The 9,779-nt window shown below is 64.2% G+C and carries 10 protein-coding genes and 1 tRNA gene; 3 read left to right on the top strand and 8 right to left on the bottom strand.

What is annotated here, in order from left to right; all coding sequences use genetic code 11:
• Nucleotides 1-4: 4 nt before the first annotated feature.
• The 5 genes from rplK to AC628_RS11620 all read right to left on the bottom strand — a co-directional run bounded on the left by rplK (nt 5) and on the right by AC628_RS11620 (nt 4,072).
• Nucleotides 5-433, bottom strand: coding sequence for a 50S ribosomal protein L11 (gene rplK, locus AC628_RS11600; protein ID WP_074126952.1), 429 nt, complete (start codon nt 431-433; stop codon nt 5-7).
• Nucleotides 434-563: 130 nt separating this feature from the next.
• Nucleotides 564-1,097 (bottom strand): transcription termination/antitermination protein NusG, encoded by a 534-nt coding sequence (gene nusG, locus AC628_RS11605; RefSeq protein ID WP_021081670.1) that lies wholly within the window; start codon nt 1,095-1,097, stop codon nt 564-566.
• A 20-nt stretch (nt 1,098-1,117) separates the two neighbouring features.
• On the bottom strand, nt 1,118-1,309 hold the full coding sequence (secE, locus tag AC628_RS11610; RefSeq protein WP_016840554.1) for a preprotein translocase subunit SecE: 192 nt from the start codon (nt 1,307-1,309) through the stop codon (nt 1,118-1,120).
• Nucleotides 1,310-1,640: 331 nt separating this feature from the next.
• Nucleotides 1,641-3,254: an acyl-CoA synthetase gene (locus tag AC628_RS11615; RefSeq protein WP_074126953.1), complete on the bottom strand. Its 1,614-nt coding sequence runs from the start codon at nt 3,252-3,254 to the stop codon at nt 1,641-1,643.
• Between the two features lie 53 nt (nt 3,255-3,307).
• Nucleotides 3,308-4,072 carry a FadR/GntR family transcriptional regulator gene (locus tag AC628_RS11620; protein ID WP_074126954.1) on the bottom strand — a complete coding sequence of 255 codons (765 nt, stop codon included), beginning with the start codon at nt 4,070-4,072 and terminating at the stop codon, nt 3,308-3,310.
• A 175-nt stretch (nt 4,073-4,247) separates the two neighbouring features.
• Here AC628_RS11620 and AC628_RS11625 point away from each other — a divergent pair, with 175 nt between their 5' ends.
• Entirely contained in the window at nt 4,248-5,453 is a 1,206-nt protein-coding gene (locus AC628_RS11625) for an ABC transporter substrate-binding protein (RefSeq protein WP_074126955.1), read from the top strand.
• A 64-nt stretch (nt 5,454-5,517) separates the two neighbouring features.
• On the opposite strand, the gene AC628_RS11630 is transcribed toward AC628_RS11625, so the two are convergent.
• Nucleotides 5,518-5,593, bottom strand: a tRNA-Trp gene (locus AC628_RS11630).
• Nucleotides 5,594-5,762: 169 nt separating this feature from the next.
• Here AC628_RS11630 and AC628_RS11635 point away from each other — a divergent pair.
• On the top strand, nt 5,763-6,986 hold the full coding sequence (locus AC628_RS11635; RefSeq protein ID WP_074126962.1) for a serine hydrolase domain-containing protein: 1,224 nt from the start codon (nt 5,763-5,765) through the stop codon (nt 6,984-6,986).
• A 169-nt stretch (nt 6,987-7,155) separates the two neighbouring features.
• On the opposite strand, the gene AC628_RS11640 is transcribed toward AC628_RS11635, so the two are convergent.
• Nucleotides 7,156-7,923: an SDR family NAD(P)-dependent oxidoreductase gene (locus tag AC628_RS11640; protein ID WP_074126956.1), complete on the bottom strand. Its 768-nt coding sequence runs from the start codon at nt 7,921-7,923 to the stop codon at nt 7,156-7,158.
• Between the two features lie 74 nt (nt 7,924-7,997).
• Complete coding sequence (locus tag AC628_RS11645; RefSeq protein ID WP_074126957.1) at nt 7,998-8,705, bottom strand: histidine phosphatase family protein; 708 nt, start codon at nt 8,703-8,705, stop codon at nt 7,998-8,000.
• Nucleotides 8,706-8,844: 139 nt separating this feature from the next.
• Here AC628_RS11645 and AC628_RS11650 point away from each other — a divergent pair, with 139 nt between their 5' ends.
• The gene (locus AC628_RS11650; protein WP_074126958.1) at nt 8,845-9,630 is read left to right on the top strand and encodes an SDR family NAD(P)-dependent oxidoreductase; all 786 of its coding nucleotides are present in this window, start codon (nt 8,845-8,847) and stop codon (nt 9,628-9,630) included.
• Nucleotides 9,631-9,779: the final 149 nt, after the last annotated feature.

Raw genomic sequence — 9,779 nt, forward strand, 5'->3', positions numbered from 1 at the left:
CCCGTTACCCCGCAACTTCCAGACCCATCGAACGGGCAGAGCCCTCGACCATCTTCATGGCCGATTCAATGGTGTCGCAATTCAAGTCCTTCATCTTCTTCTCGGCGATCTCGCGCACCTGCGCCTTGGTCACCGCACCGGCCTTGTCACGGCCCGGCGCCTTCGATCCGGACTGGATCTTGGCGGCCTGCTTGAGGAAGAAGGACATCGGAGGGGTCTTCATCTCGAAGGTGAAGGACCGGTCCGCATAGATCGTGATGATCACCGGGATCGGGGTGTTCTTCTCTTCCTTCTGGGTCTGGGCGTTGAATGCCTTGCAGAACTCCATGATGTTCAGACCGCGCTGACCAAGCGCGGGGCCGATCGGGGGCGAAGGATTCGCCGCACCGGCCGGGACCTGAAGCTTCAGGTATCCGGTCACTTTCTTTGCCATTTATCACTCCTGTTGTGCCGGACGGTGCCGGCGGTTTCAGGTTCCGTGGTTCGGTCGAAGGGGCTGGCGACCGCCTCCTCCCTCCCACGGCCTCTTACTTGACGCGGGGCATATACCCCACGCCGTCCGGTCAGACCACCTTTTCGACCTGACCGAATTCCAGTTCCACGGGGGTCGCGCGACCGAAGATCGAGACCGCGACCTTCACGCGCGAGCGCGCCTCATCGATTTCTTCCACCACGCCGGAGAACGAGGCAAACGGGCCGTCGGCCACGCGCACGTTCTCGCCGATTTCGAACGACACCGAAGCCTTCGGACGCTCCACGCCCTCCTGCACCTGGTGCAGGATCCGCATCGCCTCGGCTTCCGAGATCGGCATCGGCTTGTTTTCCGCGCCGAGGAAGCCGGTCACCTTCGGGGTGTTCTTGATCAGATGGAACGCCTCGTCGGTCAGCTTCATCTTCACCAGCACATAGCCCGGGAAGAACTTGCGCTCGGCGTCGATCTTGCGGCCACGCCGCACCTCGGTGACCTTTTCGGTCGGCACGAGAATCTGCTCGAACAGCTCTTCCAGCCCGCGCTGCTTGGCCTGCTCGCGGATCGATTCCTGAACCTTCTTCTCGAAGTTCGAATAGGCGTGAACGATGTACCAGCGCTTGTCCATCAATTGAGTTCCCATGCTCATCAGTGGATGCCCAGTATCAGGGTGATCAGATAACGGATGATCTGATCTGCGGCGAAGAAGAAGATCGAGGCCAGCGCCACCATCACGAACACCATGATGGTGGTGATCGTCGTCTCGCGGCGCGTCGGCCAGGTGACCTTGGCGGTCTCCGAGCGCACTTCCTGAAGGAATTTGAACGGGCTGAAAGCCATCGTGAGATCCGCGTCCGTCTCCGGACGATTGCAACGTTTCAAGGAATCCGAACAGCCGACCTTGCGGACCCAGCCCTCGTTTGGAAGGTTGAGCCGATAAACGAGCTCGAATGTTCGGGGAATTAGGCCGCGCCGGATATCCGCCATCAAAGCGGGCCGGCTGCGAGTGCCGGGTATCTACTGCGAGAGGAGCCAAACGTCAAGGTCGGCACCGTCGCGCCCGGCCCCGGCCGCGCCTGCGGCGGACCGGGCCAGAACCCCTTAAATCAAGCACTTAGGCGCACGGACGGAGGTCCATTGCCCCGGCCATCGATCGCGGCGGCCGGGTCGATTACCCGGCAAAGCTCTTCTGGACCGCCTGATCCAGCGTCGCGCCGCCGACATAGCGCTGCCGCAGCTCGCGCTTGAGCAGCTTGCCGCTCGGGTTCTTCGGCAGGCTGTCCACGAAGATGACCCGCTTCGGCACTTTGAAATGGGCCATCGACGCCGCGCAATGCTTGATGACCGCTTCGGCATCGAGGCTCTCGCCCGCCTTGACCACGACGATCGCCGTCACCGCCTCGATCCAGCGCGGATCGGGCAGCCCGACCACCGCAACCTCGGACACCGCAGGCAGCCGGTAGATCATCTCCTCGACCTCGCGGCTCGCGACATTCTCGCCGCCGCTCTTGATCATGTCCTTCACGCGATCGACGACGGTGATGTAGCCATCGGCATCGACGGTGGCGAGGTCGCCGGAATGAAACCAGCCGCCGGCGAACGCGGTCGCGGTCTTGACCGGATCATTGTAGTAACCGGACAACAGATGCGGCGAGCGATGCACGATCTCGCCGACCTCTCCCACCCCGACATCGGTCATGTCAGCCTTGACCACCCGCGTCTCGACATTGATCGCGGGCTTGCCGGCGGAGCCGGCCTTCGGCAGCTGATCCTGCGGCGCGAGCACGGTCGCGAGCGGAGCGATCTCGGTCTGGCCGTAGAAATTCCAGAACTTCACTTCGGGCAGCCGGCGCTGCAATTCGAGCAGCACCTCGACCGGCATGATCGAGGCGCCGTAATAACCCTTGCGCAGGGTCGACAGGTCAGTGCGGTCAAAAGCCGGCGAGCGCAGCATTGCGATCCAGATCGTCGGCGGCGCGAAGAACGAATTGATCTTGTGCGCCGCGATCAGCGCCAGGACGTTGTCGGGCACCGGCTTGCCGGTGATGAGGCTGGTGGCGCCGAGATAGATCGCAGGTCCCAGGAAAACGTCGAGCTGCGCGCAATGATAGAGCGGCAGCGCATGCAACACGGTGTCGTCGCTCGCCATGCCGCCGTCGATGATGCAGCTGACATACTGCCACATCACGGCTTCATGGGTCAGGATCGCGCCCTTCGGCAGCGACTCCGTGCCGCTGGTGTAGATGATCTGCGCAGGATCGCGGCTGTCGACCGCGGCATCCGGCGCCGACGCGTCGCCGTGCAGCAGGTTGTCGAACGTCGTGATGCCATCAGGCGCGATCGCCGGATCCTCGCCCGGCAGCCAGATCAGGGTTTCGACCGCCGAGCCCTTGGCAGCCGCCGCGTGCGCGGTCTCCACGAAATCGGGCCCGACCGCGAGCAGCTTCGCGCCGGAATTGGCGAGAATGAAATTGATCTCGTCGGGATTGAGCATGAAGTTGATCGGCACCAGGATCGCGCCGATCCGCGCCACCGCGAAGCGCAACGCGGCGAAGCCGTGCGAATTGCGCGACAGCACCGCGACGCGATCACCCTTCGCAACGCCGAGGCCAAGCAATCCGCGCCCGAGCCGATTGCAGATCGCGTCCATCTCCGCGAAGGTCCAGCTGACCTCGCCGCAGATCAGCGCGGTCTTGGCTGGATAGCGCTTGGCGGACCGGCGCAGCAAATCGCCGATGCAGTGCTCGCGGGCGCGCTGGATGGTTGCTGCGATGTTGTCGCTCATATGTCCCTCCCGAATGTGCTTCTTGTCGTTGTCGTGTCTTTGCTGCGCCGCCGCTATTGCCGGGCGGCGTAGGCGTGTTCCATGTAGGTGTGTTCGACCGAACGATCGAGCGAGGCGATCTTCTCGAAGCCGCGCCGCCAGTCCTGCAGATGCCGCCGTGTCCACAGCACGCCGGCTTCCTTGTCGCGCCGCCTGATCGCATCGAGTATGTGGCCGTGCGCCTCGACGAGGCGCGCGCCGCCTTCCGGCACGCCGCCGACGATCATCTCGGTGGTGGGAAAGAACAGCTGCGCGGCCGGCTCGCGGGCGAGCTGCAGCACGCGGTTCTGCGAGGCCTTGGCCATTAGTACGTGGAACTCGGCATCGAGCTCGGCAAGCTCGGCGGGATTGCCGACCACGGCAGCGCTGCGCTCGAGATTGGCGGCGAGCTCGGCGATGTTCTCTTCGCTCGCGCGCTCCACCGCGCCCTCGACGCTCGCGACCTCCAGCGTCATCGAGGTCTCGAACAATTCGCGGAACGTGACCTCATGCAGGATCAGCGCGCGCGACAGCCGCGTGGCGAGCTTGTTGTAGCGCGGCAGGCAAGCCTGCAGGCGGCGGCTGGAATCGCGACGGATCAGCCCGCCCTCCTCGAGCACGCGAATGCCTTCGCGCACCGTCGAGCGGTTGACGCCAAACTGCGCGACCAGCTGCTGCTCGGTGCCGATCGGCTCGCCCGGCTTGATCCGGCCGTTGATGATCTCGCGTTCGATCGCGTCGGCGACCTTCTGGTAGGCCGGCGCAACGTCGATGCGCCGGAACAACGGCGTAGCGGCCACCTTGGGCTCCCGATTGTTGTTTGTCGGACAAAGGATAGAAGAAGACGTTCCGAGCGTCAAATAGGCCATTCCAAGCCGGATTGTCGCACCCAGCCAGCCGGAATTGACACCGGAACCGGGCAAATCTAGCTTTGTCGGACAAACCGATAAGAACACCTTGGGAGGACGCATCACCATGAAATCCATCGCCACGAGTCTGTCCGCCGCCGGCCTGCTCGCCGCCGCGTGGGCCGGACCCGCGCTCGCGCAACAGACGCCGCTCAAGATCGGCGTACTGACCGATTTCCAGTCGGTCTATTCCGACATCGGCGGCGCCGGGAATGTCGAAGCCACCAAGATGGCGATCGAGGAGTTCGGCGGCTCGATGTTCGGAAAGCCGATCGAGCTCGTCACCGCCGACGCCCTCAACAAGGCCGACGTCGCCGCCACCATCACCCGCAAATGGTACGAGGCCGAGAACGTCGACATGATCATCGACATGCCGACCTCGGCGACCGCGCTCGCCGGCATGGAGATGTCGAAGCAGTTCGAGAAGATCATGATCGTGACGGATGCGGCGAGCTCCGATATCACCGGAAAATCCTGCTCGCCCTACACGCTGCACTGGACCTACGACACCTACGCCAACGCCCACACCGTCGGCAGCGCGATCGTGAAGAACGGCGGCGACACCTGGTTCTTCATCACCGCGGACTATGTGTTCGGCCATTCGATCGAGCGCGACACCGGCGACGTGGTCCGCGCCGCCGGCGGCAAAGTTCTCGGCAGCGCCCGCCACCCGCTCAACACGCCGGACTTCTCCTCCTTCCTGCTGCAGGCGCAGTCGTCGAAGGCGAAGATCGTCGGCCTCGCCAATGGCGGCGGCGATACCATCAACGCGATCAAGCAGGCCGCCGAATTCGGCATCGTCGCGGGCGGGCAGAACCTCGCCGGGATCGTGATGTTCATTTCTGACATCCACAGCCTCGGGCTGAAGCTCGCGCAGGGCCTGATCATCACCGAGGCCTACTATTGGGACCTCAACGACCGGACCCGCGCCTTCGGCAAGCGCTTCTTCGAGCGCACCAAGCGGATGCCGACCATGAACCAGGCCGCGACCTACAGCGCCACCCTGCACTACCTCAACGCGGTGAAGGCCGCCGGCACCAGGGAGACCAAGCCGGTGCTGGCCAACATGCGCGCGACCCCGGTGCGCGACGCCTTCACCGACAACGGCGTGGTGCGCGAGGACGGCCGCATGGTGCACTCGATGTTCCTGTTCGAGGTCAAGAAGCCCGAGGAATCAAAGGCGCCGTGGGACTACTACAAGGTGCTCGCCGAAGTGCCCGGCGACCAGGCGTTCCGGCCGCTCAAGGACGGCGGCTGCCCGCTGACCAAGTAAGTCAAAATTATCATGGCCGGGGTCCAGGACCTCGGCCAAGACATTCAAATTGTTGGCTAAAAGCTGGCAGGAGTGGCAGGGCTCGAACCTGCGACCCCCGGTTTTGGAGACCGGTGCTCTACCAATTGAGCTACACTCCTGCAGGGAACCAGCGTCGCCGCCGGTTCGCGCCGTTTCAAGCACAGGGCATGGCCGGTTTGCAAGGGCGAAGCGTTGAAGCTTCTGTTCATTGCAAAACTTCTGCGCCAGACTTTGGCCATCACGTCATGCCGGCACCTCGCCGCAAGAATCAAGAACCAGGGAGAGATCATGAACGCCCAGACCGCCACCAAGCACGCCGCCAGCCCAACCACCCCGTCCCTCCCCCTCGCCAAGCCCGAATCGATCGGACTGTCGAGCGCGCGGCTGCAGGCGCTGTCCGACACCTTCAAGCGCGAGGTCGACAAGGGAACCGCGCCCGGCTTCACGGTGCTGGTGGCACGGCGCGGCCAGATCGGCTGGTTCGACGCGATCGGCCGGCAAAGCCCGGCGGCCGCTGCGCCGATGACCCATGACACGATCTTCCGCATCTTCTCGATGACCAAGCCGATCGTCTCGGTCGGCATCATGCAGCTGCTCGAGGATGGCCACTTCCTGCTGAGCGATCCCGTCGCGAAATTCATCCCCGAGTTCGCCGAGACCAAGGTCGGCGTCGAGCACAACGGCAAGCTCGAACTCGTTCCTGCCCAGCGGCAGATGACGATCCAGGACCTGCTGCGCCACACGTCGGGTTTAACGTATGACCACACCGGCAACGGCCCGGTGCAGGAGCTCTACAAGCAGTCGCGGCTGCGCAGCCGCAAGATCACCAATGCCGAGCACGCCACCATGCTCGCCGCCATGCCGCTGGTCTGCCAGCCCGGCGCCGAGTGGAACTACAGCCGCTCCACCGACATCCTCGGCCGCATCATCGAGATCGTCAGCGGCAAGACGCTGGGCGACTTCCTTGCCGAACGCATCCTCTCGCCGCTGCAAATGAACGAGACCGCCTTCCACACCGGGGAAGCCAATGCCGGCCGACTTGCCGAGGCGTTTGCCAACGATCCCTGGACCAATGAGAAGGTGCAGCTGTTCAACATGCTGGAGAAGCCGGCGATGGAATCCGGCGGCGGCGGACTGGTTTCGACCACGATGGACTATGCGCGCTTCGCGCAGATGCTGCTCAATGGCGGCGCGCTCGACGGCACCAGGATCATCGGCCGCAAGACGCTTGAATTCATGGCCTCCGATCACCTCGGCGCCGGCGTCAAGGTCCAGGGCACGCTGGTGTCGCCCGGCCACAGCTTCGGCCTCGGCTTCGCCGTGCGCATGCAGCAGGGCATCGCGCCGTTCTCCGGCTCGGTCGGCCAGTATTTCTGGAGCGGCATGGCCGGCACGTTCTTCTGGATCGATCCGAGCGAAGACCTGATCGCGGTCTTCATGATGCAGGGCCCGGGCCAGCGCGAGTACACCCGCTCGCTGGTGCGCAACGGGGTGTATGCGGCGGTGGAGTAAGGCTGGCACGCCTCCCTCCCCATCCAGCACTGTCATGCCCCGCGCAGGCGGGGCATCCAGTACGCCGCGGCGGCCGTGAGGAACCGAGAGACCTCGGCGTACTGGATCACCCGCTTTCGCGGGTGATGACATCTTGAGTATGTGGTGCGCTCGCGCACCAACGACGATCTCAGCTGATCGTCGCGCCGCCGTCGATCACGATGGTCTGGCCGGTCATGAAGTCGCCGGCGCGCGAGCCCATCATCACGGCTGCGCCCGCGATTTCGTCGGGCACGCCGATGCGCAGCAGCGGCGAACGCGCGGTCGAGGCCTTCAGATTGTCCGGGTTGTCCCACAGCGCCTTGGCGAAATCGGTCTTGATCAGGCCCGGCGCGATGCAGTTCACGCGGATATTGTGCTTGCCGTATTCGCAGGCGAGGTTGCGCGCGAGTTGCATGTCGGCGGCCTTCGAGATCGCGTAGGCGCCGAGGATGGTCGAGCCCTTCAACCCGCCGATCGACGAGACGATGATGATGGAGCCGTCCTTGCGCTCGATCATCTGCGGCACCACCATCGAGATCAGCCAGTTGTTGGCGACGATGTTGTTGTCGAGGATTTTCCTGAACTGATCGTCGGAGATGCCGGCGAGCGGGCCGTAATACGGATTGGATGCCGCGTTGCAGACCAGCACGTCGATCTTGCCGAAGGCGCGGTTGCTCTCGTCGACGAGGTTCTGCAGGTTTTCCTTCGAAGAGATATTGGCTGCGACCGCAACCGCGGTGCCCTTGCCGTAGCTGGCGTTGATCTCCTTCGCTACCTCTTCGCAAACGTCGGCCTTGCGCGAGGAGATCACGACCTTGGCGCCGTGCTCGGCCATCCGCTCGGCGATCGCTCGCCCGATGCCGCGTGTCGAGCCGGTGATGACGGCAACTTTTCCCTTCATGTCGAACAAGGTCATGTTTCTCTCCCTGATGTAAGGTGTTTGAATTCTACGTTGAGCTTAGGCAGCGGTCCGGTGTTGCGATAGCGCGATCACGCAAGCTTGCTCACCGGCCTGACTTCCGGTCCGGCCGGCTGATGCATCGCGGCGTGCCGGGGATCGGCAATCCACGGCTGCTGATTGACCATCGGCAATCGCCACATCGACAGGCCGGGCGCCGCGATGTGATCGAGCCGCGTCACCGAGACATTGTCGACGTCGAAGGTCAGGCCGCGATCCGGCTGACCACCGAGCGCGAGACCGATCGCGCATTTGATCACGCCGCCATGGCCGGCGGCGATCACATCCCTGCCCGCTTCCGCGGTCGTGATCCGCACGATCGTGCGGCAGACGCGGGTGTAGAGATCCATGAAGCTCTCACCGCCCGGCGCGGGCTCGTTGACGTCGGAGAACCAGGCGCTGCCCGGCGGTCGGCTGGCGAGAATCGCGGCGCGGTTCATGCCCTGCCATCGGCCGAGGTGCTGCTCGGCGAAGTCGCGCTCCTGCGTCATGCTGGCCGGCTTCGGATAACCGGCGGCCCAGATCGCTTCCGCGGTCTTGTGCGTGCGCTTGAGATTGCTCGAATACCAGACCGCGTCGCGCGGCAGCATCTTGGCGACCGCCTCGAACACTTCGACATCGCCGGTGTCGCAGTCGATGTCCTCCTGCCCGTAGATATTGCCCCCGTCGCTGCGCACCGGCGCGTGACGAACCCACCACCAGCGCGTCACCGTCACCTTAGGCTTCTCTGGATTGGACATCGGATGAGCCCTTCAATAGTGTCCCGTCACGCTGTACGTCACGCCGCACATCGTCTCAAGTGCTTCTGACGTTTGAAATTTTGTTTGAATTCCGTCGCGCGGCAGACGCACTACGGATCACGTGAACAGGGAGAATCTCATGGGCCGCCTCGAAGGCAAATCCGTCATCATCACCGGCGCAGGCAGCGGCATCGGCCGCGCGGCCTCGCTGCTGTTCACCAAGGAAGGCGCCAAGCTGATCGCGGTCGATCGCACCGATGGCGTCAACGAGACCGCCAAGCTGGTGCGCGATGCCGGCGGCACCGTCGAAGCCGTCACTGCGGACGCCGGCTCGGAGAGCGACGTGAAGGCCTTCATCGACAAGGCCGTCGCAAAATACGGCAAGCTCGACGCGATCTGGGCCAATGCCGGCGTCAGCGGCGGCCTCGTTCCACTCGCCGACCAGACGCCGGAACATTGGCAGGAGGTGCTGCGCGTCAATCTGATCGGCCCGTTCCTCGCGATCAAGCATTCGATTCCGTACATGACCAAGCAAGGCTCGGGTTCGATCGTCTGCACCGCCTCGGTCGCGGGCCTGAAGGCCGGCGCCAGCGGACATCCCTACGGCGCGAGCAAGGCCGGCGTCATCAGCCTGGTGCAAACCACCGCCTACTCGCTCTCCGGCACCGGCGTGCGCATCAACGCGGTCTGCCCGGGCCTGATCGAGACCGGCATGACCAAGCCGGTGTTCGATCGCGCCAAGGAGCGCGGCACCCAGGACAAGATCGGCCAGCTCAATCCGCTGAAGCGCCCCGGCCAGCCCCACGAACTCGCCGCGATGGGATTGTTCCTGGCAAGCGATGAAGCGTCCTACGTCAACGGCCAGGCCATCCCGGTCGACGGCGGTCTGACGGCGTCGATGCCGTATACGGGCAAGCCGATTTAGCAAGGCTGTCTCCGCTCGCTGTCCGGGCAACTGCCCGGACGGCCCCGCGTCCACCGCCGTCGTCCTGGCGAAAGCCAGGACCCATAACCACCGCATTTGGTGATGGGCGAGATCGTGGCCCCAGCGTCGCGCAATAATGACCATTCGTG

This window comes from Bradyrhizobium sp. NAS96.2, from assembly GCF_001908235.1.
GTDB lineage: Bacteria > Pseudomonadota > Alphaproteobacteria > Rhizobiales > Xanthobacteraceae > Bradyrhizobium.

Excerpts from the sequence above, each read along its gene's own strand:
- AC628_RS11625 (WP_074126955.1), top strand. The coding sequence starts at position 4,248 with ATGAAATCCATCGCCACGAGTCTGTCCGCCGCCGGCCTGCTCGCCGCC.
- secE (WP_016840554.1), bottom strand. The coding sequence starts at position 1,309 with ATGGCTTTCAGCCCGTTCAAATTCCTTCAGGAAGTGCGCTCGGAGACC.
- AC628_RS11650 (WP_074126958.1), top strand. The coding sequence starts at position 8,845 with ATGGGCCGCCTCGAAGGCAAATCCGTCATCATCACCGGCGCAGGCAGC.
- AC628_RS11615 (WP_074126953.1), bottom strand. The coding sequence starts at position 3,254 with ATGAGCGACAACATCGCAGCAACCATCCAGCGCGCCCGCGAGCACTGC.
- AC628_RS11640 (WP_074126956.1), bottom strand. The coding sequence starts at position 7,923 with ATGACCTTGTTCGACATGAAGGGAAAAGTTGCCGTCATCACCGGCTCG.
- AC628_RS11635 (WP_074126962.1), top strand. The coding sequence starts at position 5,763 with ATGAACGCCCAGACCGCCACCAAGCACGCCGCCAGCCCAACCACCCCG.
- nusG (WP_021081670.1), bottom strand. The coding sequence starts at position 1,097 with ATGGACAAGCGCTGGTACATCGTTCACGCCTATTCGAACTTCGAGAAG.
- AC628_RS11645 (WP_074126957.1), bottom strand. The coding sequence starts at position 8,705 with ATGTCCAATCCAGAGAAGCCTAAGGTGACGGTGACGCGCTGGTGGTGG.
- rplK (WP_074126952.1), bottom strand. The coding sequence starts at position 433 with ATGGCAAAGAAAGTGACCGGATACCTGAAGCTTCAGGTCCCGGCCGGT.